At 68.3% G+C, this 26952-nt stretch carries 28 protein-coding genes and 1 pseudogene; 13 read left to right on the top strand and 16 right to left on the bottom strand.

Features of this window, described 5'->3' with window-relative positions; genetic code table 11:
• Positions 1–57 precede the first annotated feature (57 nt).
• Positions 58–1059, top strand: a complete 1002-nt coding sequence (locus tag JOD60_RS13330; RefSeq protein WP_372431153.1) for a LysR family transcriptional regulator — start codon at positions 58–60, stop codon at positions 1057–1059.
• Positions 1056–1787, top strand: coding sequence for a glutamine amidotransferase (locus JOD60_RS13335; protein WP_076691065.1), 732 nt, complete (start codon positions 1056–1058; stop codon positions 1785–1787). The genes JOD60_RS13330 and JOD60_RS13335 overlap by 4 nt, the downstream gene beginning before the upstream one ends.
• Positions 1788–2100: 313 nt before the next feature.
• Here the strand turns inward: JOD60_RS13335 and JOD60_RS13340 are convergent, their stop codons facing one another.
• From JOD60_RS13340 to adhE, 4 genes are all read right to left on the bottom strand, one after another.
• Positions 2101–4608 (bottom strand): glycogen/starch/alpha-glucan phosphorylase, encoded by a 2508-nt coding sequence (locus JOD60_RS13340; RefSeq protein WP_076691066.1) that lies wholly within the window; start codon positions 4606–4608, stop codon positions 2101–2103.
• Between the two features lie 200 nt (positions 4609–4808).
• Positions 4809–5807 carry a YihY/virulence factor BrkB family protein gene (locus tag JOD60_RS13345; protein WP_076691067.1) on the bottom strand — a complete coding sequence of 333 codons (999 nt, stop codon included), beginning with the start codon at positions 5805–5807 and terminating at the stop codon, positions 4809–4811.
• A gap of 96 nt (positions 5808–5903) precedes the next feature.
• Positions 5904–6701 carry a prepilin peptidase gene (locus JOD60_RS17050; RefSeq protein ID WP_076691068.1) on the bottom strand — a complete coding sequence of 266 codons (798 nt, stop codon included), beginning with the start codon at positions 6699–6701 and terminating at the stop codon, positions 5904–5906.
• 770 nt (positions 6702–7471) lie between these two features.
• On the bottom strand, positions 7472–10192 hold the full coding sequence (gene adhE, locus JOD60_RS13355) for a bifunctional acetaldehyde-CoA/alcohol dehydrogenase (RefSeq protein ID WP_076691069.1): 2721 nt from the start codon (positions 10190–10192) through the stop codon (positions 7472–7474).
• A gap of 180 nt (positions 10193–10372) precedes the next feature.
• Between adhE and JOD60_RS13360 the strand changes: the two genes are divergently transcribed.
• On the top strand, positions 10373–10687 hold the full coding sequence (locus tag JOD60_RS13360) for a hypothetical protein (RefSeq protein WP_076691071.1): 315 nt from the start codon (positions 10373–10375) through the stop codon (positions 10685–10687).
• Here the strand turns inward: JOD60_RS13360 and JOD60_RS13365 are convergent.
• Together JOD60_RS13365 and JOD60_RS13370 are read right to left on the bottom strand one after the other, a co-directional pair.
• Positions 10671–11723 carry a 2,3-butanediol dehydrogenase gene (locus tag JOD60_RS13365; protein ID WP_076691072.1) on the bottom strand — a complete coding sequence of 351 codons (1053 nt, stop codon included), beginning with the start codon at positions 11721–11723 and terminating at the stop codon, positions 10671–10673. The genes JOD60_RS13360 and JOD60_RS13365 overlap by 17 nt on opposite strands.
• Positions 11720–12316 carry a TetR family transcriptional regulator gene (locus tag JOD60_RS13370; protein WP_076691074.1) on the bottom strand — a complete coding sequence of 199 codons (597 nt, stop codon included), beginning with the start codon at positions 12314–12316 and terminating at the stop codon, positions 11720–11722. The genes JOD60_RS13365 and JOD60_RS13370 overlap by 4 nt, the downstream gene beginning before the upstream one ends.
• A gap of 138 nt (positions 12317–12454) precedes the next feature.
• On the opposite strand from JOD60_RS13370, the gene nrdI reads away from it, so the two are divergent.
• The 4 genes from nrdI to JOD60_RS13390 all read left to right on the top strand — a co-directional run bounded on the left by nrdI (position 12455) and on the right by JOD60_RS13390 (position 15057).
• Entirely contained in the window at positions 12455–12895 is a 441-nt protein-coding gene (gene nrdI / locus JOD60_RS13375; RefSeq protein WP_076691077.1) for a class Ib ribonucleoside-diphosphate reductase assembly flavoprotein NrdI, read from the top strand.
• A gap of 26 nt (positions 12896–12921) precedes the next feature.
• Positions 12922–14280, top strand: coding sequence for a flavin monoamine oxidase family protein (locus JOD60_RS13380; protein ID WP_269746964.1), 1359 nt, complete (start codon positions 12922–12924; stop codon positions 14278–14280).
• A gap of 70 nt (positions 14281–14350) precedes the next feature.
• Entirely contained in the window at positions 14351–14842 is a 492-nt protein-coding gene (locus JOD60_RS13385; protein WP_076691082.1) for a DUF2975 domain-containing protein, read from the top strand.
• Entirely contained in the window at positions 14842–15057 is a 216-nt protein-coding gene (locus JOD60_RS13390; RefSeq protein ID WP_076691084.1) for a helix-turn-helix domain-containing protein, read from the top strand. The genes JOD60_RS13385 and JOD60_RS13390 overlap by 1 nt, the downstream gene beginning before the upstream one ends.
• A gap of 107 nt (positions 15058–15164) precedes the next feature.
• Here JOD60_RS13390 and JOD60_RS13395 read toward each other — a convergent pair whose 3' ends face one another.
• Together JOD60_RS13395 and JOD60_RS13400 are read right to left on the bottom strand one after the other, a co-directional pair.
• Complete coding sequence (locus JOD60_RS13395) at positions 15165–15830, bottom strand: SGNH/GDSL hydrolase family protein (protein ID WP_076691086.1); 666 nt, start codon at positions 15828–15830, stop codon at positions 15165–15167.
• A 38-nt stretch (positions 15831–15868) separates the two neighbouring features.
• Complete coding sequence (locus tag JOD60_RS13400; protein WP_076691089.1) at positions 15869–16408, bottom strand: helix-turn-helix domain-containing protein; 540 nt, start codon at positions 16406–16408, stop codon at positions 15869–15871.
• A 59-nt stretch (positions 16409–16467) separates the two neighbouring features.
• Between JOD60_RS13400 and JOD60_RS13405 the strand changes: the two genes are divergently transcribed.
• The 3 genes from JOD60_RS13405 to JOD60_RS13415 all read left to right on the top strand — a co-directional run bounded on the left by JOD60_RS13405 (position 16468) and on the right by JOD60_RS13415 (position 18331).
• Positions 16468–16827, top strand: coding sequence for a hypothetical protein (locus JOD60_RS13405; RefSeq protein ID WP_076692221.1), 360 nt, complete (start codon positions 16468–16470; stop codon positions 16825–16827).
• A 14-nt stretch (positions 16828–16841) separates the two neighbouring features.
• The gene (locus tag JOD60_RS13410; protein ID WP_269746933.1) at positions 16842–17540 is read left to right on the top strand and encodes an ABC transporter ATP-binding protein; all 699 of its coding nucleotides are present in this window, start codon (positions 16842–16844) and stop codon (positions 17538–17540) included.
• Positions 17541–17674: 134 nt separating this feature from the next.
• Positions 17675–18331 carry an ABC-2 transporter permease gene (locus tag JOD60_RS13415; protein WP_232321614.1) on the top strand — a complete coding sequence of 219 codons (657 nt, stop codon included), beginning with the start codon at positions 17675–17677 and terminating at the stop codon, positions 18329–18331.
• 31 nt (positions 18332–18362) lie between these two features.
• Here JOD60_RS13415 and JOD60_RS13420 read toward each other — a convergent pair whose 3' ends face one another.
• Positions 18363–18770 (bottom strand): VOC family protein, encoded by a 408-nt coding sequence (locus JOD60_RS13420; RefSeq protein ID WP_076691094.1) that lies wholly within the window; start codon positions 18768–18770, stop codon positions 18363–18365.
• Positions 18771–18843: 73 nt separating this feature from the next.
• Between JOD60_RS13420 and JOD60_RS13425 the strand changes: the two genes are divergently transcribed.
• On the top strand, positions 18844–19422 hold the full coding sequence (locus JOD60_RS13425) for a TetR/AcrR family transcriptional regulator (RefSeq protein ID WP_076691096.1): 579 nt from the start codon (positions 18844–18846) through the stop codon (positions 19420–19422).
• On the opposite strand, the gene JOD60_RS13430 is transcribed toward JOD60_RS13425, so the two are convergent.
• Complete coding sequence (locus JOD60_RS13430; RefSeq protein WP_232321615.1) at positions 19417–19857, bottom strand: MarR family winged helix-turn-helix transcriptional regulator; 441 nt, start codon at positions 19855–19857, stop codon at positions 19417–19419. The genes JOD60_RS13425 and JOD60_RS13430 overlap by 6 nt on opposite strands.
• 66 nt (positions 19858–19923) lie before the next feature.
• On the opposite strand from JOD60_RS13430, the gene JOD60_RS13435 reads away from it, so the two are divergent.
• A complete protein-coding gene (locus tag JOD60_RS13435) occupies positions 19924–20982 on the top strand; it encodes a bifunctional NAD(P)H-dependent oxidoreductase/GNAT family N-acetyltransferase (protein ID WP_076691100.1) in 1059 nt (352 codons plus the stop codon).
• 393 nt (positions 20983–21375) lie between these two features.
• Here the strand turns inward: JOD60_RS13435 and istB are convergent, their stop codons facing one another.
• The 3 genes and pseudogenes from istB to JOD60_RS16810 all read right to left on the bottom strand — a co-directional run.
• Positions 21376–22521 (bottom strand): IS21-like element helper ATPase IstB, encoded by a 1146-nt coding sequence (istB, locus tag JOD60_RS17350; RefSeq protein ID WP_372431161.1) that lies wholly within the window; start codon positions 22519–22521, stop codon positions 21376–21378.
• Complete coding sequence (gene istA / locus JOD60_RS13450) at positions 22518–24077, bottom strand: IS21 family transposase (RefSeq protein WP_232321616.1); 1560 nt, start codon at positions 24075–24077, stop codon at positions 22518–22520. The genes istB and istA overlap by 4 nt, the downstream gene beginning before the upstream one ends.
• Before the next feature lie 187 nt (positions 24078–24264).
• A pseudogene (locus tag JOD60_RS16810) lies at positions 24265–24402 on the bottom strand (PLP-dependent aminotransferase family protein); the annotation flags it as partial.
• On the opposite strand from JOD60_RS16810, the gene JOD60_RS17220 reads away from it, so the two are divergent.
• Positions 24343–25419 (top strand): tyrosine-type recombinase/integrase, encoded by a 1077-nt coding sequence (locus tag JOD60_RS17220; protein WP_198159052.1) that lies wholly within the window; start codon positions 24343–24345, stop codon positions 25417–25419. The pseudogene JOD60_RS16810 and the gene JOD60_RS17220 sit on opposite strands and share 60 nt — an antisense overlap.
• Here JOD60_RS17220 and JOD60_RS17355 read toward each other — a convergent pair.
• From JOD60_RS17355 to JOD60_RS13470, 3 genes are read right to left on the bottom strand one after another with little or no spacing between them, the layout of a single operon-like run.
• Positions 25416–25856: a DUF2510 domain-containing protein gene (locus JOD60_RS17355; RefSeq protein WP_084202019.1), complete on the bottom strand. Its 441-nt coding sequence runs from the start codon at positions 25854–25856 to the stop codon at positions 25416–25418. The two genes, JOD60_RS17220 and JOD60_RS17355, sit on opposite strands and share 4 nt — an antisense overlap.
• Positions 25756–26046 carry a hypothetical protein gene (locus JOD60_RS13465; RefSeq protein WP_076691106.1) on the bottom strand — a complete coding sequence of 97 codons (291 nt, stop codon included), beginning with the start codon at positions 26044–26046 and terminating at the stop codon, positions 25756–25758. The genes JOD60_RS17355 and JOD60_RS13465 overlap by 101 nt, the downstream gene beginning before the upstream one ends.
• Positions 26047–26070: 24 nt before the next feature.
• The gene (locus JOD60_RS13470; protein WP_076691108.1) at positions 26071–26799 is read right to left on the bottom strand and encodes a hypothetical protein; all 729 of its coding nucleotides are present in this window, start codon (positions 26797–26799) and stop codon (positions 26071–26073) included.
• Between the last annotated feature and the right edge of the window lie 153 nt (positions 26800–26952).

Raw genomic sequence — 26952 nt, forward strand, 5'->3', positions numbered from 1 at the left:
ATGCACAGCCGTGCGGCAAGTTTGCACCCGGGATGTGCACTGGTGCACAATGACGGCGTGACCGCCGCATCCGCCGATCCGCCGCTCGAGGCGCTGATGACCTTCCTCTCGGTGGCACGGCTCGGCCGCTACACCGCCGCCGCGGAGGTCCTCGGCGTCAACCACTCGACGGTGTCGCGCCGGATCGCGGCGCTGGAGTCGGCGATGGGCGGGCGCGTGCTCGTGCGCACGACCGGCGGCTGGGAGGTCACCGACCTCGGCCGGCGTGCGGTGGCGATCGCCGAGCGCATCGAGGCGTCGCTGCGCGAACTCGTCGAGGGTGAGGGCGCCGATGCCGTGCACGGCATGGTCCGCATCTCGGCGCCCGACGCGTTCACGTCGGTGTTCCTCGCGCCGGCGATGACGGCGCTGCGACGCGAGCATCCCGCGCTCGCGGTGGAACTGCTGTCGGCGACGCAGCGCGTGCGGCAGAACCGCTCCGGCGTCGACCTCGAGATCGTCGTGGGGCGCCCGCAGGTGCTGCGCGCCTACGCGACGCCGGTGTGCGCGTACTCGCTGCGGCTGTACGCGACGCCCGACTACCTCGCGGCGCACGGCGAGCCCGCGGCAATCGCTGACCTGTCGACCCACCCGCTCGTGTACTACGTGGAGAGTTCGCTGCAGGTCGACGAGCTCGACCGCGCCCTGCAGGAGCTCCCCGATTCGCCGCCGTCGGTACGGTCCACGAGCGTGTTCGCGCATGTCGAAGCCACGGCGGCCGGGGCGGGCATCGGCATCCTGCCCGACTTCCTCGGCGACCACGACCCACGCCTGGTGCGGGTGCTCGACGGCAGTTACGCGCACCCGCTCGCCTACTGGGCCGTCGCGCGCGACGAGGGTCCCCGCAATCCCGCCGTGGCGGCGACGCTGCAGGCGATCACCGCCTACATCGGCACGGTGCAGGATGCCGCGGCTCAGGGTTCCGACGCGGAGGGTTCCGGTGCGGAGGGTTCCGGCGCGGCGGGTTCCGGCGCGGCGGGTTCCGGCGCGGCGGTCGCGACGGCGGTGATGGCGCGATGAAGCCGTTCCTGCTGCTGGCGACGCGGGCCGAGGACGTGCCCGCCGACGAGGAGTACGCCCTGTTCCTGCGGTTCACCGGGCTCAGCGAGGGCGAGCTTGTGCGGCGGCGGCTGGAGGCCGAGCCGCTCGGGGCGATCGATCTGGACGACTATTCCGGCATCTTCGTCGGCGGCGGCCCCTTCAACGCATCGGATCCGCCGGAGAAGAAGTCCGCGGTGCAGCGTCGGGTCGAGGCGGAGATCTCCGGACTGCTCGACGAGGTGATCGCCCGGGACTTCCCGTTCTTCGGCGCCTGCTACGGCATCGGCACGGTCGGCGCGCACCAGGGCGCGGTCATCGACGGCACCTACCGCGAACCCATCAGCGTCGTCGAGGTGCACCGGACGGATGCCGGGGCCGCCGACCCGCTCCTGGCGGACATGCCGGACACGTTCGCCGCGTTCGTCGGACACAAGGAGGCGGTCAGCGCGCTCCCGGCATCCGCCACCCTGCTCGTGCGCGGCGACACGTGCCCGGTGCAGATGTTCCGGGTCGGGCAGAACGTGTACGCGACGCAGTTCCACCCGGAATGCGACGTCGAGGGGATCTCGACCCGGATCCGCGCCTACGCCGACCACGGCTACTTCGCCGCCGGCGAGCTCGACCTCACGCTCGCCGCGGTCAGGCGCCTGCCTGTGGTGCACACCGGCGGCATCCTGCGCCGGTTCGTCGTCCGCTACGCCCGCTGACCGCCCGCGGCCCCGGCCGCTCGCACCGGCCGATCACCGCCCGCTGACCGCCCGCGGCACCAGCCGGTCACCCGCTACGCCCGCTGACCGCCCGCGGACCAGCCGGTCACCGGCCGCGGACCAGCGAGGCACCGGCCGCGGACCAGCCGGTCACCGGCCGCGGACGTCGCGAAAGCAGGCTGAATCGGCTCCCGGCGGGCGCCAGCGCCCGAAAGAGGTCGATCCAGCCTGCTTTTCGAACGCGAACGTCCGACCGACCGCCCGAACCCGACCGCGAACGTCCGCCAGCCGACCGGCCCACCCCGCCCGCGCGTCAGCGGGTGGGCGGGGTGTGCCAGATGCGGTCGATGTAGTCGCGAATCGCGCGGTCCGACGAGAAGAATCCGCAGCGGGCGACGTTGAGGATGGCGGCGTGCGTCCAGGCATCCTGGTCCGCGTATGCGGCGTCGACGCGCTCCTGCGCGGCGACGTACGACGAGTAGTCGGCCAGCACCATGAACCGGTCGTCGTACAGCAGGTTCGACACGATGGGCTCGAAGACGCTGCGGTCCCCGCCGGAGAAGGCGCCCGAGGCGATGAGGTCGATCGCGTGGCGGAGGTTGTCGTCGTTCTGGTAGAACTCCGCCGGCTTGTAGCCCCGCGCCCACAGGTCCTCGACCTCGGGCTCGCTCATCCCGAACAGGAAGAAGTTGTCGTCGCCGACGAGCTGGCGGATCTCGACGTTCGCGCCGTCGTCGGTGCCGATCGTGAGGGCGCCGTTGAGGGCGAACTTCATGTTGCCGGTGCCCGAGGCCTCCTTGCCGGCGAGCGAGATCTGCTCCGACAGGTCGGCCGCGGGGATCAGCCGCTCGGCGAGGGTGACGTTGTAGTTCGGCGGGAACAGGACCTTCAGGCGCCCCTCCACCCGCGGGTCGGCGTTGACGACCGAGCCGACCGCGTTGATGAGGTGGATGATCCGCTTCGCCATGACGTAGCCCGGGGCCGCCTTCGCCCCGAAGATGACGGTGCGAGGCTGCACGTCGGATGCCGCGACGCGCCCCGACACGATGGACTCGTACTGGGTGACCACGTGCAGCAGCTTGAGCATCTGGCGCTTGTACTCGTGCAGGCGCTTGACCATGACGTCGAGCATGTGGCCGTCGCTGATCTCCATCCCGTCGCGCACGCGCAACACGTCGCCCAGGCGACGCTTGTTGGATGCCTTGACCTCGGCGAATGCGGCCCGGAACACCGGGTCCTCGGCGTACGTCTCAAGTTCGCGCAGGCGGTCGAGGTCGGTGACCCAGCCCGTGCCGATCGCCGCGGAGATGAGCGCCGACAGCCCCGGGTTCGCGAGCCGCAGGAACCGGCGCGGCGTGACGCCGTTCGTGACGTTCGTGAACTTGCCCGGGTAGAACTCGTTGAAGTCGGGCAGCACCTTGTCGCGCAGCAGCTGGGAGTGCAGCTCGGCGACGCCGTTGACCTTGGATCCGGCGACGGTGGCGAGGTAGGCCATGCGCACGCTCCGCTCGGGGAACTCGGCGATGATCGACATGTTGCGGATGCGCATCTCGTCGTCGCCGAATCGCTCGCGCACCGCGGCGAGGAACTCGTCGTTGATGCGGTAGATGATCTCCAGGTGGCGCGGCAGCAGGCGGCCGAGCAGGTCGACCGACCACACCTCGAGGGCTTCGGGCAGCAGCGTGTGGCACGTGTAGGCGAAGCACTTCTGGGTGATCTGCCACGCGGCATCCCATTCGAGCCCTCGCTCGTCGACGAGCACGCGCATGAGCTCGGGGACGCCGATCACGGGGTGGGTGTCGTTGAGCTGGAAGATGACGCGGTCGGGCAGGGCGCTGAGGTCGAAGCCGTCCGACAGCATGTTGTCGAGGAAGTCACCGATGGATGCCGCGACGAAGAAGTACTGCTGCTGCAGGCGCAGCTCTTTGCCCTGCGGCGTGGAGTCCTCGGGGTAGAGCACTTTCGAGATGTTCTCGGCGAAAGTCTGCGCGCGCACGGCCTCTTCGTAGTCGCCCGAGTTGAACACGCGCAGGTCGAACGAGTTCGTGGCCTTGGCGCTCCACAGGCGCAGCGTGTTGACGCGGCCGTTGAGGTAGCCGGGGACCATGTAGTTGAAGGGCACCGCCTGCACGTTCCACGCTGGCACCCAGCGCGTACGCTCTGCGCCGTCGTCGTCGATGTACTTCTCGGTGTGGCCGCCGAAGGGGATCGTGCGGGATGCCTCGGGGTGCGGGAACTCCCACGGCGAGCCGAGCTCGAGCCACGAGTCGGGCTGCTCGACCTGCTGGCCGTCGACGAAGGTCTGGCGGAAGATGCCGTACTCGTAGCGGATGCCGTAGCCGGTGTTGGGGACGCTCATCGTCGCGAGCGAGTCGATGAAGCACGCCGCGAGGCGACCGAGACCGCCGTTGCCCAGGCCAGGCTCGATCTCCTGCGTGCGCAGGTCGTTGATGTCGATGCCGCACGCGGCCATCGCCTCGGTGGCGATGTCGGTGAGGCCCGATGCGAGCAGGTTGTTGTCGAGCTGAGGCCCGAGCAGGTACTCGGCGGAGAGGTACACGACGCTCTTGGCCTGCAACTCGTACTGGCGCCGCTGGTCTTCGAGCCACCGCGCCATGAGGTAGTCGCGCACGGTCATCGCGAACGCGAAGTAGCGATCGTTGTCGCTCGAGCCCGACAGGGGCACACCGCGCTCATAGTTGAGATTCCGCAGGAATTGGCGGACGAACCCGTCGACCGAGCTCGCCGGTCCGGTGACGGGAGCGAGGGCGAGCGGGTGGGTCGCGCCGAGCGGATGATGCGCGGAAGTGGGACCGGTCACAGTTTCGGATTCTGACACTCTTCACACGCTAATGCGACACCGGGTTTCACGCACATCGCGGAGGCTTTTTTCACGAGAGCCTTACCTGGTCGTTACACACCGGGGCGCCGCCCCGGTCGTTGCGGAGCGTCGTCGCCGTCTCCGGTCGCCCCGCGAGGGAGCGCCAGCGACCGAGACGAAACGCCTCACCCCACCGCCGGTCACCCCGCTGCCGCGCGCTCCTTCGCCTCCGCCGCCCGTGCGGCGGCGAGTTCGTCGGAGGCGAGGGCGACGGCATCCTCCGCCTGGTGCACGCGTCGCTGCGCGAAGGTCGTCGCACCGTGGCGCGCGCGGATGCGGTCGGCATCCTCCTGCACGAGGGTCATGATGTACGACGACGCGATGAGGATGACCTGCGCCGACAGGTTGATCCACGTCAGCAGCGCGATCAGCGAGGCGAACGAGGCGAGCAGCAGGTTCGACGATGCGCCGCCGACGAACAGCCCCGACATCTGCTGCAGCACGCTCAGGCCGATCGCGCCGAGGACGGCGCCTGTCCACAGGGCTTTCGCCGGTGCGCGGACACCGGAGAGCACGCGGAACAAGACGGCGATGACGGCGGCATCCAGCACGAACGTGACGAGGATCGCGAGCCACCTGCTCCCCCACGACACGAGCGGGTCGTCGGAGGCGACGCCGAGCCAGCCGGCGACGGTGCCGAGGCCCGCCGTGCCGAGCACCGTGACCACCGCCGAGGCGGCGAGGGCGCCGCCGACGCCGATCGCGAGCGCGAGGTTGCGCAGCATGACGAGCCAGAACGGCACGTCATCGGTGAGTCGGTCGCAGATCGCGCGGATGGCCGTCCGCAGCGAGCCGATGGCGCCGATCGCGGCGCCGACGAGACCGACGAGGGAGAGGATGCCGGCGATGGAGAGCCCGGCCGGCGGGGCGATCTGGTCGGTCTTGATGAGTCCGCCCTCGCCGACGAGCCCCGGGACGGCGCGGTCGACGGCGTCGACGAGGGCATCCCACGCCTCTTTGTTGCCCGCCAGCCAGAGGGCGGCGATCGAGAACAGGAGGAGGACCCCGGCGAACAGGCTGAACAGCGTGCGGTAGGTGACACTGTCGGCGAGCATGGGGCCGCGGCGCTCGCTATAGCGCAGGAACGCGCGGACGGGGGTGAGCGAGAGGGCCCAGGCGATCACGCGGGAGAAGTCCATGCCGCCCAGAATAGAGACCCGGGCGGACAGGGAGGCGGGGGTTGACAGGTCCACGCCCGTGCGCGGATGCGACGGGGACCTGCGTCGGCGCCTGCACTAGCTACGCGCGAACACGTCCTCCGCGAACAAACCTATCCATGCACCGACAATCATCCACGGCCCGAAGGCGATGCGGCCCCGGGGGCCGATCCGACCAGCGACCATGAGGGCGACGCTGACCAGCCCCGCCATGAGGAATGCCGCGAGGGCTCCGATGACCAGCGCACCCCACCCTGCGAACCCAAGAGCAGCTCCCAACACGCCGGCAAGTTTTACATCTCCTCCTCCCACGCTTCCCGGACCCACCGCACGGAGGAAGGCGTAGAACACGAAGAGCGCAAGGGCCCCGACGACACCACGAAGCAGTGACTCCCACTGCGCCCCGAGAACGCTGGCAAGAGCCAGGAGTGCACCGATGACGAGGTAGCTCGGCAGCACGATGGAGTTAGGCAGTCGGTGGGTGAGAAGGTCGATGGTCGTCAGCGCGATGCTGACGGCCGCGAGATACAGATAGGCGATCAACACGGGCACGACCGACCACGTTTCCCACGGCTGGTCCAAGGGTCCATGCTCGCTGAAGATCCAGACCGCGACCGCGACGGATGCTGCGGAGGTGACGACCACCACGATGAGAGCGCGAGTTGGCATCCGTTGCCCGCACACCGCGCACTTCCCACGCCGCCGGACCCACGAAACCGCGAGAACCGAAGGAATGGACCCGGCCCGTGCACTGCGGCGCTGACACCCGCATTCGGACGCGGGAACTCGGCCGGCGGAAGCGCGCGCAATCAGATCGTTAAGCAACGCCCCTGCCACAAGCCCGGCCACGGCAAGCGCGATCAGGATTGCGAGCATACGACGCCTTCAGACAACTCTCCGCGCACGAGTGTCCACAGTAGCGAGGACGCGGCTGATCCGACACGCCTATCCACAGGCCTCGCGGCACCGGCATCCGCTCGCTACGGGTGGATGATCACGGGCCTTCACCCCGTGTGTGTCGTGCACGATCACGGGCTCGACCGTCCCGCAATACGGGGCCTCCCGCGGCAGATACCCGATCGGCTCGCCCTCCGGGTCGACGAAGATCGGCGCCGCCGCCAACGGCTGGGCCGTTCGCCCGTCAGCGCCCCGGCCTCGACGGGTACGACGGATGCCGACGGCGACGCCAGCGGTGACGCCAGCCCCCATCGGCCGCGCTCGGCCGCGAGCCGGACGCGTCGGCATCCAGACCCGCTACCGCGACCGCGACCAGCGCCAACGCGTCGTCCGCGCTGACCTCGCCCGGCCGGTGCGGCCGAGAGCGCAGGAGTCCATGCGCTCGAGCGTACGCGCGCCACCGTCACCCACCCACCCGTCGTTGAGCGAGCTCGGGAAGGCTTGCGACGTTTCGTCTCGGTCGCCGGCGCTCCCTCGCGGGGCGACCATGGGGCACCCCCGCCCACCGGTCGTTGAGCGAGCGAGGAACGAGCGAGACGAAACGGGGTGACAGGTTCCGGGAAGGCTTGCGACGTTTCGTCTCGGTCGCTGGCGCTCCCTCGCTCAACGACCGTGACGGGGCGACCACGACGGAGGGGCCGGGTATGCTCCCCCGACCCCTCCGCGGCCCGTCGCCCGGGCGCGACCGATTACGCGTTCGTCTTAGCGCGGCGCCCACCCTTCGCGGGGGCGACGGTCGTCACGGTGCCGGTCACGGCGTCGCTCTCGACCTCGGCACCACGCCGGGCGGCGCGCACCTCGTCGAACGACGTGCCGTAATAGGCGGCCTCCATGATCGTCTCCATGTCGGCGATCATCGGCATCCGCGGGTTCGCCGGCGCGCACTGGTCGCCGTACGCCGCCATCGCCAGGTCATGCAGACCCGCGATGAACGCGGTCTCATCGACACCCTGCGCCTGGAACGACGGCTGGATGCCGACCTTCGCGCGCAGCTCCTCGACGGCGCGGGCGTAGCTCTCCACGCCCTCCTCGGGTGTCGAAGCCGGCAGACCGAGGTGCTGCGCGATCTCCTGGAACCGCTCCGGAGCGACGTAGCGCTCATACTTCGGCCAGCTCGTCAGCTTCGTCGGGATGCGCCCGTTGTAGCGGATGACGTGCGGAAGGTACGTCGCGTTCGTCCGGCCGTGCGCCAGGTGATAGGTCGCACCCGTGACGTGGCTCATCGCGTGGACGATCCCGAGGAACGCGTTGCCGAAGGCCATGCCCGAGATGGATGCCGCATTGTGCATCTTCTCGCGGGCCTTGATGTCCTCGGCATCCGTCGAGTTCGGCTGCGCCTTGGCGCTGCGCTCGATGTTCTCGAAGATGAGCTTGATCGCGTGCAGGCACAGGCCATCGGTGTAGTCGTTCGCGTACACCGACACGTACGCCTCCGTCGCGTGCGTCAGCGCGTCGAACCCAGCGTCGGCGACCAGGAAGCCCGGCAGCTGCGTCGTCAGCAGCGGGTCGACGATGGCCACCGAGGCAGTCAGCGCGTAGTCGGCCAGCGGATACTTCATGCCCGTCTCGTCATCGGTGATCACCGCGAACGGCGTCATCTCCGAACCCGTCCCCGACGTCGTCGGAATGCAGACCAGCTTGGCGAGCGTTCCGAGCTCGGGGAACTTGAACGCGCGCTTGCGCACGTCGAAGAACTTCTCGCGCATGTCGGAGAACTCGACCTCGGGGTGCTCGTACAGCAGCCACATGACCTTGGAGGCATCCATCGGCGATCCGCCGCCGAGGGCGATGATCGTGTCGGGCCGGAACTGGCGCATCAGCTCGGCGCCGGCCTTCACCTCGGAGACCTTCGGCTCGGGGCGCACCGTGTTGATGAGCTGCACCTGCACGCGGTTCTCGCGGCGGTTCAGCACGTCGACGATGCGGTCGACGTAGCCGAGCTTGGTCATCGTCTCGTCCGTGACGATCGTGACGCGCTCGACGCCGCGCATGTCGGCGAGGTAGCGGATCGCGTTCGGCTCGAAGTAGGTCTTGGCCGGAACCTTGAACCACTGCAGGTTGTTGTTCCGACGCCCGATGCGCTTGACGTTCAAGAGGTTCACCGCCGAGACGTTGTTGGAGACCGAGTTGTGACCGTACGAGCCGCAGCCGAGCGTGAGCGAGGGCATGAAGGCGTTGTAGATGTCGCCGATGCCGCCGAGCGCCGACGGGCTGTTCGTGATGATGCGGACGGCGCGGACGACCTCGCCGAAGCGGGCGATGACTTCCTGGTCGTTCGAGTGGATCGCGCCGGAGTGCCCGAGGCCGTCGAACTCCACCATCTGGCGCGCCAGCTCGATGCCCTCATCGGGCGTCGCGGCGCGCAGCACGGCAAGCACCGGGGCGAGCTTCTCGCGCGTCAGCGGCTCCTGCGGACCGACCGACCCCACCTCGGCGAGGATGATCGAGGTGTCCTCGGGAACCGTGAATCCGGCGTTCTCGGCGATCCACTGCGGCGACTGGCCGACCACCTTCGGGTTGAGCTTTGCGCCGGCGCAGTTCTCGCTGTCGGCGGTGACGCCGAAGATGAACTCCTCCAGCATCCGCTTCTCGGCGGGTGTGGCGGTGTAGGCGTGCAGCCGGGCGAACTCGGCGAGCGCCTCCTCGGCGATCGGCTCGTCGAGGATGACGGCCTGCTCCGATGCGCAGACCATGCCCATGTCGAACGACTTCGACAGCACGACGTCGTTGACGGCGCGACCCACCTTGGCGGTGCGCTCGATGAAGGCGGGCACGTTGCCGGCGCCGACGCCGAGGGCCGGCTTGCCGCACGAGTACGCGGCACGGACCATGGCGTTGCCGCCGGTGGCGAGGATGAGCGCGACGCCGGGGTGGTTCATGAGGGCGCCGGAGGCCTCCATCGACGGCTCTTCGATCCACTGGATGCAGTTCTCGGGGGCGCCGGCCGCGATCGCGGCATCGCGCACGACGCGCGCGGCCTCGGCCGAGCTCTTCTGCGCCGACGGGTGGAACCCGAAGATGATGGGGTTGCGGGTCTTCAGCGCGAGCAGCGACTTGAAGATCGCCGTCGAGGTCGGGTTCGTGACCGGCGTGAGCGCACAGATGACGCCGACGGGGTCGGCGATCTCGGTGATGCCGGTGAGCTCGTCGTGCGAGATGACGCCGACCGTCTTCTGATTGATGATCGAGTTCGTCACGTGCTCGCACGCGAACATGTTCTTCACGGCCTTGTCTTCGAACAGGCCCCGGCCGGTCTCTTCGACGGCCATGGTGGCCAGTTCGCCGTGCACGTGCAGCGCCGCGACACTCGCCTTGCGGACGATGTGGTCGACCTGCTCCTGCGTGAAGGATGCGTACTCTGCGAGCGCCGCTTGCGCGCCATCGACCAGAGCATCGATCGAGGTGGACATTGTGGGTTCTCCTACCCGGCGCGGACACGTCGTCCGCGTCATCGCTTTCCGGGTCCGAGGGCTCTCGGGCCTTGTTGGAACCCAGTATGACACATGTGGTCTGACCACACAAGAGGATGCCGGGAGGCCTCGCCCACTCCCCACCTCCCGGCCGCGGCCACCGTGCCGTAGGCTCCGAGCATGCCGCCGAGCGACCGACCCCCGCGTCGGCGCGGGCGCCGGCATCCGCACTGGATCGCGTTCTTCGCCGCGCTCCTGGCCGGCGTCGCCGGTTTCGTCGCGGTGGGCGAGGCTCGGCTCATCGGGGATGCCGTGGAGCAGCGGAACCTGGCCGCCTTCTACGACCAGCCCGCGGGCGCCCTCGACGGCGCGCCGGGGTCGCTCGTGCGCAGCGAGGAGCTGACAGGAGTGCCGTTCGAGGCGCGCGCCTGGCGCGTGATGTACCGGACGACCGATGTGCACGGGGCGGCGCGCCCGGTCAGTTCGCCGAGCTGACCAGGATCTTCGCGCCGGCGCCGCCGCGCAGCTTCTCGATCGCGCCGACGACGCCGTCGAGCGGCACCGTCTCGACCCAGCCGGTCGTCTCGTAGACGCCACGCGACATGGCCTCGATGACGGCGTCGAAGTCGGCGGGCAGGTACGCCAGCGCACCGGCGATCTCGGTCTCCGCCATCACGAGCTGGGTCGGCAGGAACTCCATCGGCCGCTCGTGGATCGCGACGACGACGAGGCGTCCGCCGGGCGTCAGCGAGGCGATCCCCGACGTGATGGCGGGGCCGGCGCCGGCCGCGTCGAACGCGACGTCGACGCCGTCGCCACCGGTGAGCTCAGCGACCGCGGCGGCGAGGTCTTCGCCGACCGGGTCGACGACCTTCGCGCCGACGGCTGCGATCGTCTCGCGCCGGGCGGCGCTCGGCTCGGAGACGAGCACGCGATCGATGCCGCGCGCCTTCAAGGCGAACCACACGCCGATGCCGATCGGGCCGGCGCCGGCGATGAGGGCGGTCTTTCCGGCCTGCACGTTCGAGCGCTCGACGGCGTGCCACGCGACCGACATGGGCTCGACGAGGGCGCCGAGCGTGAGGTCGACGTTCTCGGGCAGCAGGTGGATCTTGCTCGCCGGGACGGTCGTGAACTCCGCCATGCCGCCGCCGTGCGAGCTCAGGCCGTGGAAGCCGATCTTCTGGCACGCGTTGTACTTGCCCTTGCGGCACGCCGGGCATTCACCGCAGTAGTAGACCGGCCAGACGGCGGCGCGGTCGCCGACCGCGATGCCCTCGACACCCTCGCCGACGTCGACGACGGTGCCGGCGAACTCGTGCCCGAGGATCTGCGGCAGCGTCGCGCCGGTGACCGGGTGCGGCTTGTCGAGGTCGAGACCCGCGGCCTCCGGGGCGTAGTACACGTGCAGGTCCGACCCGCAGATGCCCGCGAAGGCGTTCCGCAGCTTCACCTCGCCGGGGCCGGCGGTGGGCTCGTCGACGTCCTCGACGCGCAGGTCTTCCTTCCCGTGGAACACGGCAGCCTTCATGGCTCTCTCCTCTCGTCACGGCCGCGCGTACGCAGCCACCATTCCGGTGAAGCGACGAGGATCGCCCTCGTCGCGCTCTCGATGTCGTCGCCGGGGTGGACGGCGGCGCCGGCATCGTCCCCCCGGCGCAGCCACGCCTCGAGCGCGGCGACGGTGCCCCCGGCGGCGTAGGCGACGGCGATGTCGCGGGCCGCGGCATCCGTCCGCACCGGCTCGGGGGCAAGATCCGGATGCTCGTCGAGCCACGCGTGCAGCCCCTCGGCCAGCACGCGCTCGAGCTGTGCGCGCACGGGGGCGGCGAGCGTCGGCGACATGGCGTGGCGGTACACCTCACGGCGCGCGTGGATGTGGACGATGAGGTCGCGCTCGGCGTCGCCGAGGCGATCGCGCTCGGGGAGCGCCTCGATCTCGGCGGCGAGCGCCGCGGCGAGCAGTTCGGTGGGCCCGCTCGCGTGGCGGTAGAAGGTGTCACGCGTGACGCCGGCGTGACGGCAGACCTCCGCGACGGTGAGGCTCGCGACCGGCGTCTGCTCGGCGAGGGCCAGCACGGCGCCGCGCAAGGCGGTGCGGCTGCGGAGCGCTCGCGGATCCATGCCTCCCATTCTATCTGACACTCGCCAGATAGGGGCGGGATGCCAGCAAGTCACCCCACCGCCGGAGCGGCCGGCGAGAGGGATTTGTCACGCCGGTGGGGCCTCGCGCCGTCTCGTCGCGCGGACGACACTGGGAGCATGCGGAAGATCCCCGTGTACTACTACTCCTCGTCATCGAATCTGACGGGGCGTTTCGCGGAGGCTCTGGCGCGCATCGACGGACGGCGCGTGCTGAACCTCGCGCGCAGCGAGGTGCGCCGCAGCGAGCCCACGGGGCCGTGGGTGCTGCTGACGCCCTCGTACAAGGCCGGCAACGCCGCCGAGGTGACGCTGCCGGCGGGAGTGCGCGCGTTTCTGCGCTCGCCGATGACCCGGCGGCGGATGGTGGGGATCATCGGCTCGGGCAACCGCAACTTCGGCGAGTACTACCAGGCCGCCGCACGAGACCTGTCGCAGCGGTCGGGCCGGCCCGTGCTGTTCGAGTTCGAGCTGTCGGGCACGCGTGAGGACGTCGAGCGGTGCGCCGCGATCCTCGCGAGCCTCGACGAAGCGCTCGCCGAGGTCCGCAGCACGGGCTGAGCCCGGGACTCTTCTCCCGCCGCGGCCTGCCGCGATATGTTCGGCAGCGGGAGGACATCATGTCCGAATTCGACACCGTCGTCGTGGGGGCCGGCGTGGCCGGGGTGACCGCGGCAAGACTGCTGACGAAGGCCGGGCACCGCGTCGTCGTGCTGGAGGCACGCGACCGCGTCGGCGGGCGCGTGTGGACCGACCGCTCCGACGGGTACGTCACCGATCGCGGCGCGTCGTGGATCCACGGGATCGACGACAGCCCGGTGGCCGCGGCCGCCACCGCGTTCGGCATGCGCATGATCGAGTTCACGGTGGGCGGGTATCAGCCCGACAGCCGCCCGATCGCGCACTACGGCCCCGACGGCCGACGCCTCACCGACGCGGAGGCGGCGGCGTACGTCGCCGATATCCACGCGGTGGATGCCGAGTTGGATGCGGTGATCGCGGCATCCGACGTCACGGCGTCGTATCGCGACGTCACCGACGAGGCGATCGCGCGGCAGGGCTGGCCCGCCGAGCGCGCGCAACGGGTGCGCGAGTACCTCGAGCACCGGTCGGAGGAGCAGTACGGCGCGTGGATCGAGGACATGGGCGCGCGTGGGCTCGAAGACGACCACGTGTACGGGGACGAGGTGGTCTTCCCCGACGGTTACGACCGGCTGCCGACGGCGATCGCGGAGGGCCTCGACGTGCGCCTCGGTCACGTCGTCGCGTCGGTGCGGTGGTCATCGGGCGGGGTCACGGTGTGCACGAGCGTCGGTGCGGAGTTCACGGCGGACAGCGCGGTCGTGACGGTGCCGGTCGGCGTGCTGCAGTCCGCGGACTTCGCCATCGTGCCGGCGCTGCCGGAGCGGCACGCCGCGGCGCTGTCAGGGCTGCGGATGAACGCGTTCGAGAAGGTGTTCCTCCGCTTCTCGCACCGGTTCTGGGACGAGGGCGTCTACGCGATCCGCCAGCAGGGTCCCGACGGGGTGTGGTGGCACTCCTGGTACGACCTGACAGCGCTCCACGACTCCCCCACGCTGCTGACCTTCGCCGCCGGGCCGGCCGCCGTCGCGACACGGGAGTGGACCGACGCGCAGGTCGCCGACTCGGTGCTGGCGCAGCTGCGACGGCTGTACGGCGACGCGGTGCCGGAGCCCGTCGCGATGCAGCGGACGGCGTGGCAGGACGACCCGTTCAGTCACGGGGCGTACGCGTACATGGCGGTCGGGTCGGTGCCGGCCGACCACGACGATCTCGCCGAGCCGATCGGCGGCGTGCTGCACCTGGCGGGCGAGGCGACGTGGACCGACGACCCCGCCACGGTGCCGGGCGCGCTGCTGTCGGGGCACCGTGCCGCCGAGCGCGTGCTCGGACGCGAGATCCCGATCGCCGACGTCTGGAGCTGATGCCGGTTCGTAGCGTTGATGAATCTATTGTTTTACGATCGATTTCCATCGACTCACGGGAGGCAATGCCATGCACGGAGTGACCATCGCGGTGCTCAAGGTGGTGATCGCGCTGTCACTGGCGGGGTCGCTGTTCGTCCAGCTCGTCATGCTGCCGTTGGTGTGGAACGACCTGGCAGATGCCGGGACGCCCGTCCCCGGCCGGATCGTGTTCATCGTCATCTTCGCGGCGGTCATCCTCACCCTGCAGGTCTTCGCGGTGTGCGTGTGGCGCCTGCTGACGCTCGTGCGCCGCGGCGCGGTGTTCTCGGTGCGCTCGTTCCGGTACATCGACATCATCATCGGGGCGATCGCCGCGGCATCCGTCCTCACCTTCGCGCTCGCGGTCGCACTTGCGCCGGGGGGTGTCGCGCCGGGACTCGTGGCGCTCATCAGCGGCGGCGCGTTCACGATCGCCGGGGTCGCGTTGCTGGTGGTCGTCATGCGGCGCCTGCTCGCGCAGGCGATCGAGCGGGATGCCGAGGCGCAGACGCTCCGCGCCGAGCTCGACGAGGTGGTGTGATGGCGATCGTCGTCGACATCGACGTGATGCTCGCACGCCGCAAGATGGCCGTCGGCACGCTCGCCGAGCTCGTCGGCATCACTCCGGCGAACCTCGCCGTGCTGAAGAACGGGCGCGCCAAGGCGGTGCGCTTCACGACCCTCGACGCGCTGTGCACGGCGCTGGAGTGCCAGCCGGGCGACCTCCTGCGCTGGGTGCCGGACGACGGGGACTGAGCTCGGCGCGACGGGGCACGTGGTGGAATCGCTGCACCACGGCGACCGCGTCCTGCTGCTGCTGCTGCGGGGCGAGACCAGTAGTCGCACCCGCACTCCGGAGAGTCTCACCCCGCATCGCGGTCTGCCATCACGCCCGCGACGACCGGCGCGAGTGCGACACCCAAGGCGTGGTGCTGGTCGGCGTCGAGATGCACGCCGTCGTGCGTGCTGCTGGTGATGATCGTGTTCGAGTCGAAGAAGACGCCGCCGGCGTCTTCACAGACATGTCGAATCGCCTGCGCGAGACCGCGGGCGGCGATATCCCCGCCCACGAACTTCGGACCGATCGGCCCTCGAGGGTTGTCCAGTTGCGGGGGCGCGACGACGAGAATCGGTGGGATCGGCATCCCGGGCTCGATCGGCGCCCTCCTGATCGCGTCGATGAGCGCTGCGATGCCCATCGCGGAGTGCCAGGGCGTGTGCTGGTGCATTGATTGAAAGTCGTTCGTGCCGAGCAGGAGAATCACGAGGTCGAGCGGGGATCGCGCTTCTATGACCTGTTGGATGCCGCTGAGGGCGTTCCGACCAGGCTTGTATGGGTCGTCGAAGGCGGTTCGACGCCCGTTGAGACAGTCCTCCGTGAGCCGGATGCGATCATCCCCTCCCGCGTTGAGCACGGCGTGCAGGACTCCGGGCCAGCGCTCCTCGAAAGGGAGTCGCTGCCGAGTCGTCGGGACGATGCCCCAGGTCAGCGAGTCCGAGTACACAAGGATGTGCTTCGTCGTTGGCATCTTGGCTCCTTTGCGTTGCCGTTGTTCTGTGTCTGCGTTCACGGGTCGGGAAGGAGGATCGTGGCGAGGGTGACGCGATGCCGACCGTCCTCCCGTTCCGTCAGGTACGGGGTCAGCAGCTCGGCGAGGCCTGCCTGGATCGTGGCGAGGTCTTCGCTGTTCACATACAAGGGCGTTCGGGCGAATCCGACCAGTTCGCGGGCTTCGAGAGAATCCGCGCTGAGGAAGCGATCGAAATCGCCCGTGACGTCTCCCAGGAAAGTAAGGAAGGCCGTGCGCAGCTGCGCGCCGCTCATCGCAGAAAGCTCGGCGTGGTCGATGGCGGCCATTCGGTCCCCCAGCGCCAGGGTTCGCTCGATCGCGCCTCGAGACCGACGCTCGTCGACCACGGCGACAACCCCGGCATCGACGAGGGCAGCCACATGTCGATAGAGCGTGGCCTGCGGGATATCCGGGAGTGCTTCGCGCAACTGCGCCGTCGTGCGGTTGCGACCGCCCAGTTGCTGGATGATCCGCAAGCGCACCGGATGCAGCACGACGTCCGCCAGAGCAGTGTTGTCCGGCACCTTGACCTCCATTGTTATCACGCTGATAATGTTCTCAAGACGATTCCATCCTAATGATCAAGGAGTGCGCGATGACGGACATCACATGCGACCGAACGGGAGTGCACGTGCAGTTTCCCGGCTGGGAGGCGACCATGGCCGGCCTGTCACATCTGGTCGTACCGAGGTGGGCCATCCGCGACGTATCGACCGAACAGGGATGGACCTCCGAGAGCCTCGGAATGAAGTCCGGTCTCGTCATCTCCGGCTACCGCAAACTGGGCACGTTCAGGCACCCTTCCGGAGTGCGGCGCATGGTCTCGATGACGCGCGGGTACCCGTTGCTGCGGATCTCCGTCGACCGGACCGCCGTCGGGTTCGACGAGATCCTCCTGAGCACCGATGCTGCAGAGTCGATCGCGGCACACCTCCGATCGGACGTGCACTCTTGAACGCTGCGATCGAGGTGAGGACACTCTCCAAGAGGTTCGGAGCGATCGTTGCGCTCGAAGATGCGACCTTGAGCGTCGAGTACGGGCGCGTCGTCGGATTCCTCGGACCCAATGGCGCAGGGAAATCGACGCTCATGCGCGCACTGCTCGGTCTGGTCCGCGCAGACAGCGGTGACGCACACATCGCCGGTCTGCCCTACACGCATCTGCCTGCGCCCGCGAAGACGGTGGGCGCGGTCCTGGACATCGCGTCGGCGCATCCGCGCGTGACGGCACGCGCCCACCTTCACATGTACGCGGCACTCGGCGGAATGGATCGTTCACGGGTCGACACCGCGTTGTCGCTCGTGGGGGCGCAGCCGTACGCCGATCGTCGGGTCGGCACCTTCTCCACCGGGATGCGCCAGCGCCTCGCGCTGGCCACCGCGATGCTCGGTGACCCAGACATCCTCGTGCTCGACGAGCCCTCGAATGGCCTCGACCCGGGCGGAATCGCCTGGCTTCGCACATTCCTGCGCGCATTCGCCGATGCTGGCGGCGCAGTACTGCTCTCCAGCCATGTGCTCCATGAGATCGAGCACACGATCGACGACGTCGTCCTCATCGACCGGGGCCGCATCATCTGGACGGGCGCACTCGAACAGCTCGTGGCGCAAGATGCTCCCCTCGAGGAAGCTTTCCTGCGCCTCACGCAGAAAGGACCCCTCTCGTGAATGTCGTCTACGGCGAAGCCGCGCGGCTGCGAGCCACTGGAGTTGCACTGTGGTCGACACTGGTTGCGCTCGCATGTGGTGGCGGCTTGACGCTCCTCCTAGCGCTCACCGGACCACAGAACGCCCAGCCGCCCATGCCGGACATCGACACCCCCGAAGGCGTGGGAATCGTGCTCGGCATCGGAACCGTGCTTCTGTTCGTTCCCGCGCTGATCGGGACTACTGCGATCACAAGCGAGTACCGGCACGGCACGATCGGCACGACGTTCCTCCTCGCCCCTCGACGGGGTCGAGTTCTCACGGCCAAGCTCGCCGTGTATACGGTGCTCGGCCTCACCTACGGGACGATCGCATCCCTGTCGGCCTTGCTCGCCCTGATGGTCGCAACATGGATCCGCGGCATACCGCTGGGCGTCGACGTGGTGGATCTGGCGCCGGCACTCATACAGCTCAGCCTCGCCGCTGCCGCCTACATGCTGCTCGGAGTGGGGATCGGCGCGTTGGCGCGTTCCCCGTTCGTCGCGATCGGAGTCGTGCTCGGCTACTTCCTGTTCGTCGAGTACGTCCTGATGATGGTTCCCGGCGTCAACGCAATCTACTCGTTCCTGCCGGGCGGGGCAACGGCATCGCTGACGAGTTTCGACTTCCTCACCGGCGCGATCGCGAGCCAGACAGCGCTGACACCCGCAGCGATGGTCTCACCCATGATCGGCGCCGCGATCCTCGTGGCCTACGCGCTCGTTGCGGCGATTCTCGCCGTCTTCGTTCCCCTTCGGCGAGACCCGAGGTGAACGGAATCAGGGTCTCGCTGAACGCGAGCCATCATGGCTGCACATACGCGCTCGCGTAGTCCTCGCTGGGGGTCACGGGCTGGATGATGTCGAGGAGCACGCCGTCGGGGGCGGCAACGATGAAGTGCCGCTGACCGAAGTCCTCGTCGCGAACCGGTAACACCACGTTCACCTCTGTTCTGCTGCACAGCCGCGTGTGGACGGCATCGACGTCGCGGACTTCGAGGTTCACGATCACTCCGCGCGGAAGCTCACGATATCCCGCCGGCACCGTGGAGTGATCATGAGCCACGATCGCCAGCTCGAACTCTCCCAAGCGCAAGCTGACATACCAGTCGGATTCAAAGGTCGTCTCGAAACCGATGAGGTCGCGGTAGAAGGATGCCGCGGCGCCGACATCGCCAGACATGAGCACGGGATAGAGGCTGGTGACGAACATTGCGATCCTTTACGTACGATGTGAATGTAACGAAGCCAGCATACATACACGCTGTATGTAAAGGAAGAAGACCATGCCCCGCGCCTCCGCAGCCGACGCCGCCCAGACGGCCCAACGCATCCTCGATTCGGCGAAAGAGCTCTTCTCCGTACGAGGCTTCAGCGACGTGTCGGTCGATGACGTCGCACGGGACGCCGGGGTCACGCGAGGAGCGGTCTACCACCACTACCGAAACAAGGTCGCACTGTTCGACGAGGTCGTCGCCCAGCTCCAAGCCGACGTCGCACGAGCTGTCGTGGCGGCCGCGCAGAGGGCGGACGCACATCCTCACGAACAGCTCAGGGCCGGGTCACACGCGTTCCTCGATGCGATCACGGACGGAGCCGCCATGCGCATTCTGCTCGTCGATGCACCAGCGGTGACCGGCTGGCAAGAGTGGCGCCGACTCGACGCGGAGAACTCGGCGACGCATCTGCGGGAGGCCCTACGTGCGGCAGGGATTCCAGAAGAGACCCTCGATGCGTCCACTGCGCAGCTCTCCGGGGCGATGAACGAGGCCGCCCTGTGGACGGCCCAACACGATGACACCGATCTGGCTCGTCAGCAGTCCCACGAGGTCCTCGACAGACTGCTCACGGCCTACGTGTCATAGATCCGACTCGGGGGCCTGGGCGAGCTTTCCAGAGACTCGCACGATGTCGTCGAGGTCACGCGAATCGAGCCGATCGGCGAAGCGGCGGCGCACGGATTCCAAGTGCATGGCCGTCGCTCCACGCAGAGCCTCGAGACCGAGGGGGGCGAGGACGAGCAGGCAACCCCGACCATCTGCCGGGTCAGGGTCACGGCGAATCAACTCGCGCGCTTCCATCCTGCCAGCGTGACGCGAGAGCCTACTCCGTGACCACCCCATCTTCTGCGCCTGGGCATGCAGTGTGCTCGTCATCTCTGGCGCTTCGACCAGGGTGCTGAGCACGTCGTAGTCGGGCTCCGAAAGGCCCGACGGGGCGAGGTCGTGCACCACACCGGCCTGCACGGCGATCGCCATGCGACGGAAAGCACGCCAGGCGACTTCCTCATCCTCACTCAACCACGGCGCCGCCGACCCCATTCGTTTCGTTGACATGTAATCATTCTACGATCTAGGCTCGTTTACATGTCAACGAAGCCTCTGAGAGTTGTGGTCCTCACGTGCAGCACCAGGCCCGGAGCGATCGGCCCGGCGGTCGCCAATTGGCTCGTGCGAACTGTCGCCCCTCACGCTGAGTCACTCCACGTGGAGCTTCAGCACGTGTCGTTGCGCGACCTCGACCTCCCGTTCTTCGACGAGGAAGACCACCCCGCTCTCGGCGCCTATCGCAACGCGCATACCAAAGCGTGGAGCAAGATCGTCGACGAGGCGGATGGCTTCATCGCGGTCACGCCTGAATACAACTACGGCATGCCCGCAACGCTAAAGAACGCCCTCGACTACCTGAGCCATGAGTGGGCGTGGAAGCCCATGGGGTTCGTGAGTTACGGCAATACGTCGGCAGGCACCCGATCCGTCCAGCACGCGAAACAGGTGATCACGACGCTTCGTCTCGTCCCGCTCGGCTCGACCATCGCCCTGCGCCTGAAAGACACGATCGATTCGGCTGCGGTGCGGCCGAGCGCACACCTGACCGCGTCCGCGAACGGCTTGCTGGAGGAACTGGTCGGACTGGCTCACGCACTTAAGCCCATGCGGGAGGCCGCACGACCCGGTATCGACGCCGGGCCGCTGCCCGGCAGCTACACCCGTCCGTTGACTCTCGACGACGCGCCGCATGTACTGGTTCTGCAGCGATGCTGCTGGGTTGACGAGGCGTTGAGCAACGAAACGCTGGACCTCGCTCCGTTCACCGAGACCCTGGAAGACGTGCGGACCTGGCTCACCGAGTGGGAGACCATCGGACTCTGGCTCCACGGCCGCCTCATCGGAATGGTTCGCGCTCGACGCACATCGCAAACGGGGCACATCGGCAGACTCGCCGTCGTTCCAGATCTCTCTGGCCGTGGAATCGGACGCTGGCTGCTCCGGCACGCGGCGAATTCTCTCGCCAGCTCCTGCGACCGGATAGAGCTCAGCACCGGATCGCGGAGCACAAAGAACCTCCACCTATACACGAGCGAAGGATTCGTCCAGCGAACCGAGGACCGCGAAGGAACAGTAGAACTCGTCAAGCGTTCGTGAAGCGAGGCAATGCGAGGTGGCCGCCTCGGAGCTTGATCCGCACCGCAGGGTGGGCGCGATGGAACCGCCCGAGCACAGCCCGTGCAGCTGCATCAAGGCATTCTCGTGCTCGCGCCAGGAGAAGGGGTTTCCGACGTTGGCCTTGCCGGGTGGCAACTCACCGCGGCCGGTCTCGTCCTTCTGCTGCCGGCTCTTCTCATTGACGGCGTTCCGCACGTGCCGCCGCGCTCATCGCGATGGTCGCCGGCCAGCTCCCACCCCCGAGAAAGGAAGACGACATCCAATCATGAGAGCCGCCGTATGGAGTGCGAACGGGAGGACCCCAGGAGCGCTATCGACACCGAAGAAAATCACTGTCCGTTCGCGAGGGCGTGTCCGATGACTCGCGCGGCTTCAGGGAACGCGGTGGGGTTGGGGCCAGAGCATTTGAGGCGAAGATAGCGGCCGGTCGGTTCGGCGGGGAACCAGTCGTCGCCTGCAGCGATGATGACGCCGTGGGCTTCGCATTCTTGGGCGAGCTGAAGCAGGTTCGTGTGTTCTGGTAGGCGCAGCCAGAGGTTCAGACCGCCGCGCGGTACGGCATCCAGGTGCGCAGCCGGGGCGTGCTCGCGGAGCGCGCCTGTCAACGGCCAGTAGGAATTGCCCATAGGCGGCCAGCGGAAGTGCCCGCTGGTGGCCAGTGGAACTGCCCATTCGCGGCCAGGAGTTCTGCCCACCGGGTTGTGGTGGCCCTGGCCGCGTGAGGCAGTCCCGCCGGGTCAGGTCATGGGGGTCACCCCCGTGCCGGCGAGGGGCCTGCGCGAGGCGGATGGACTCGCCGGTGGTCTGCGCGAGGTGGGCATGGTGGAGGAGCCGGTCGACGGTCGCGGTCGCGAGGGTCTTGGGCATGAGCTCGTCGAACCCGGAGGGGTGCAGGTTCGAGCTGATCGCGATCGATCGTTTCTCGTAGGCGGCGTCGACGAGCCGGTAGAGGCCTTCCGCGGCGTCGTCGCCGACGCCGAGTAGACCGATGTCGTCAACGACGACGAGGTCGGCGCGGAGGATCCGGGCGACGGTGCGGGTGACGGTGTCGTCGACGCGGTGCGCGCGGATCAGCGCGCCGAGGTCCTCGAGCCGGAACCACGCGACGCGGAGGCCTTGTTCGACGGCGTGCTGGCCGAGCGCTTCGAGGAAGAACGTCTTCCCTGTCCCGGCGGGCCCGCAGATCACGAGGTTCTCCCGCCGGTGCACCCATTCCAGGGTCCGCAACGCCTGCTGGGTCGGCGCCGGGATCGTCGACAGGGACTGGTCCCAGGAGTCGAAGGTCTTCCCGGTGGGGAACCCGGCGGCCTTGCGGCGGGCGGCGAGCATGGACCGGGACCGGCCGGCGATCTCGGCGTCGAGGAGTGCTTTGACAACCTCCGCGGGTTCCCAGCGTTGTGCCCTTGCGGTCGCGAACACGTCGGGTGCGATGCCGCGGGCGTAGGGCATCTTCAGCTGCCGCATGGTCTGCTCCAACTCGGCCGGGATCGGCGGGGCGGCAGGGGTCGCGACGCTCACAGCTCGTCCTCCTCGTCCGTCGCGATGATCTCGACGACGGGGACGATCACACCCCGCGGCTGGCCGATCGCGGCCCACCCGGACGTGCCCTGCGCGAGCGACCGGGTCTCCGACGCCGCTCTCGCCGGCGTCGCGGTGATCCGGCTGCCGAGGATCGACGTGAGATCACCGGTATCGAACCGGCCATACGCGGCTGCGGTGCCGAGGGTTTCGTCGACGACCTCGATCCCGTGGATCCGGGCGAGCTGGACGGCTTCCCGCATCTTCTGGTTCATCCGCTGCGTCCCGGCCGCTGCGGCCTCGAGCAGCCAGGCCGCGGCGCCGTGACCGATACCGAGGAACTCCGCCTCCTCGGTGCTGCGGGCCTTGATCGTGTAGTCGCCGGGAACCTTCACCCCCGGCTGGGCGGGGAAGTGGGCGTCGTCGATCCTGGGGGTCCCGGGGCGGGCGCGGTCGTGTCGGGCGACCTCGACGGGCCCGTCGATGCCGTGGTGGACGATCACGACCCGCTCGGAGTCAGCGGCGCCCTGGACACGGACGAACACCTCCGCGCCCATCAGCAGGTGCGGGACGGAATACTGCCCGTTCTCGAACGCGACCATCGGCGTGTTCTCCCCGACCCGCCGGGACACTCCGAACGCGATGGTGTGAGCACGACCCGGGACCGGGTGCAGCCGCTGCTGCTCCTCAGCGAGCACCTCGACCGGGCGCCGCTTGGTCACCCGGTGCTCCCGCCCGTTGACGTCGTCCATGAACGCGTCGCAGGCCGCCTCGAGTTCGCCGAATGAGGCGTACTGGTCGCGGAGGTTCGCATCGGTGGGCACCAGGTCCGCTTTCGCGAGCTTCACCGACGCTTCCGCGCCACCCTTCGAGGCCGGGTCCGCGGGCTGACAGGTCAGCACCGTGACCCCGTAATGCGCGGCGAACGACACCGTCTGCGCGTTGCGGACCGGGACCCCCGCGATATGCATCGTGGTGACCGTCTTCTCGTTGTCGGTGAGGACATACGTCGGCGCGCCCCCGACCGCCCGGAACGTCCGATCCAACGCGGCGAACACGCTCGGGAGGGTCTTGTCGCGGATCGGGATCACCACCCGGAACCGACTGAACGCGAGCCAGGCGACGAACAGCACCGTCTTCACCCCGCCGACCACGGGCCCGTCGCCGAAGTCGTACTGCAACCACAGCCCCGGCTCGGTGACCCACGGCCGATGCACCCGACGGTTCCCCGCCCGCCACGACGCCTTCACCGCAGCGACCGCCCGCCTGGTCGACCGCTCCGACCCTTCGAACCCGATCGAGGTCAGCACCTCGTGGACCTTGTCGGCCCGAACCTTGCCCTTCGTCTTCTCGACCAACTCCTCGACCTTCGGCAGGAACTCGTCGATGACGCGCGGCCTGCGCGCCGCAGCGCCGACAGGCCGGCCCGCGTCCCGCGCCGCGACATACGCGGCGACCGTGTGATGAGAGCAACCCGCGAGCTGCCCCGCAGCCCGATACGACCCCGTCGCATCGAACGCTTCCAGAATCTCCATGACTTCTCCGTCAGACTTCAACACAGCCCCTTCCCGGGCGACGACGACCTAAGCACCCGTCATCGAACCGGGAAGGGGCCCCACCATCGCGACGACGCGCGGGGCGGAACCATCAGACGTGGGCAGAACTCATGGCCACCAACGGGCAGTTCTCCTGGCCACCTACGGGCAGGTCTCGTGACCGCCTACGGGCAGTTTTCCATGGCCACCGACACGCGCCGATGAGGAGATCGCGACGTCCAGTGAGCTGCTGCCTGAGCGAGCGCAGGTGCGTGCGCCAGGCCGGTTGGGTGACGACATCGACAGCAACGGCCTGCAGGGCGGAACTGACGTACATTTCCTGAGCCTGCGTTCATTCGTGCGCGGGATCCGTGCGGTCCGCCCGAACGACTACGGCTGGCAGACGGCAGCGCTCGGCTCCCCGCGGCATCGCATCCCGGGCTGGTCGGCGGCGCTCCGCACGACGCCGAACGATGTGATCGCGCTGCACTCCGGCTACCCCGATAGGGAGCTACTGCCCGAGCGTCTCGTGCGGGCCGCGTTCGCTCGCGCTGCACGAAGCGAGGTGGTGGTGAGCCGGCCGCCTGGTGCGGGCCTGCCCGAGCTGCAATCCTGGTTCGCAGGTGAACTCGGCGCGCTCACTCCCGCGGGTCTCACCGCCCCGTCCGCACGGGATGTGGTGATCCTGCCGGGGAGCCAGAGTGGCCTCGGCATCCTTGTCAACGCGCTCGCCGCCGAGTTGGTCGCTCAACCGCCATACGACTTGCTGGTGCGCTTCGCCGCGCTGACCGGCCTACGTGCTGGAGAGGTCGCCGCGCTGCGCATCCGCGACATCGACCTGCGCCGCGGCGAGGTCCAGGTGAAGCTCAACAAGACGCACACCAGCAAGGGGTACATCACCGGCGCTCCGAAGACCGCCCGCGCCGTTCGCGCCGTGCCGATCCTGGACGAAGGTCTGTTCCGCGACATCGGAGTGTATTTGCGGAATCACCCTCATCGCGACGACCTCGAAGCTGACCTGTGGCCGGGGAAGGTTCCAGGGCACCGGAAGGTCAGCTACGAGTACGCCTTCGATCCGAAGGGCTTCTACCGCTACACCTTCAAGCCCGCATGCGACCGCGCAGGCCTGAGGGGGCTGCACTTCCACGAGCTGCGACACACCTTCGCCACGCTGGCACTGGAGAGCGGCGCGCTCGACATGCACGAGCTGTCCCGCGCGATGGGGCACGCAAGCTACGCCATCACCGACAAGGTCTACGCCCACCTGCGCCCGCGCGACTACAGTCGCCACCGTGCCGCGTTCTCGGCGCACATCGCAGCCGGGACGGTCGCTCCCGCGCCCATCGTGGCGATCGGGGTCTAGAGAGGATCGACTGACGCCACTCCATCATTCGCGACATGCTCGGTCCACCGCGCGCCGTCCCAGTATCGATGTTGGTGCCGCCCATGCGGGTCCGCGGCCCACTGAGCTGGAACCGGTGGTGGCGGGGGCGGTGGGGGTGATGCCGCTTCGACCTGGGCGGCTCTTTCAGCCGTGGCCGCTGGCCGGGCAGCGGGCGTCTTGCCACTCTCTCGCAGCCGTGCAACCTCGTTCGTGACGTCAGCTTTGGCTCGGTCGATGGTGGCGATGGCTCGGTCGACATTCATCTTCGCCTGAGCATATGGCTGCAACGCAGCGGACTGATTGGCGGCGAGCTTTCTACCCTTGGGCTGCTCGACCGCGCGCCATGGCGGCGCGCGTCTTGCTCCCGACGAACATGCCGACAGTCTGTCCGGAAGCCCGGTTGCTGAGCTTTGCATCCTGAAACTGTTCGCGAATCGAACGCTCGGCCTCGGTCAGTTCTCGCTTGTAGTCGCGCAGGTCACGGATGCCATTCGACAGCACACGCTTAGCCTCGGCCAGATCGCCTGAATCGGCGGCCTTCTGAGCTTCAGCTTCCGTTGCGGCAGCGATATCGAGGATGCGCTGGTTGAGGTCGTTCTTCGCCACAGCCACATCATCGCGGACTCCGGGTCAGTCGCCCGCGATCTGACGCCCTATCAGCTTGAAGTCGTAACCCCACCCCTTGCCGCGATCCCCAAGCACACCCTGAACCCCGGCCATCGCGACCAGGTCCCAATACCGCTGCAGACTGTCGGCCATGCGCGAGTTGAGCTTGCTGTAGAACTCCTCCGAAAGAGAGAAGTCATCGACCATCTTGCGGAAGAGGTCATTGAGCTCAGGCTCGTTCTCGAGCGCTACACGTTCGGCCGCATCCCAGAACACCTGTGGGCTCTCCTCCCTCTGCGGGTTCTCGGCGAGCGCATCGAGATAGTAGAACCGACCCTCCTGTCCATATCGGTTCAGTGCGGCGACAAGCGGCATCCAAACGGGATCACTCTCCACCGCCGCGAGGGCCTGGTCGATGTAATAGCGATGCGTGGCTCGACCGACGTTGTCTCGAATAGCGTCACGCAACAGCGCCTCCATCTTGACGAGATTGTGCCGGTAGTCGTTCTTGAGTACCGCTAAGGGCAGCCACACGCGGTTGGTCGCCAGGTAGTCCAGTCCAAGACCGATCTTCAACATCTTCTCGACGCCGATCGACAACATCGTCATGATCGGGTCTCGCGTCGTCTCGATGAACGCCGCGGTTCGCAATGCCCGGATGCCATACGCGAGCAGATGCTTCGCCGAGTCAGACTCCTGGAGGAAGTTCAGGCCCTGGAGCACAGACAGGTCGTCGTCATAGGGGTTCGGCACAGGCACAGCATGGCACTCGATTCCGACACCGCGTGCCCCAAACGTGCCCTCGGGCTATCGCGGACATGCAGAAGGCCCGGAACCTCTTGCGAGATTCCGGGCCTCTTCCGGTCGGGATGACAGGATTTGAACCTGCGACCCCTTGACCCCCAG

Origin of the sequence: Microbacterium aurum (assembly GCF_016907815.1) — a bacterium.
In the GTDB taxonomy this organism is placed as follows: Bacteria; Actinomycetota; Actinomycetes; order Actinomycetales; family Microbacteriaceae; genus Microbacterium; species Microbacterium aurum.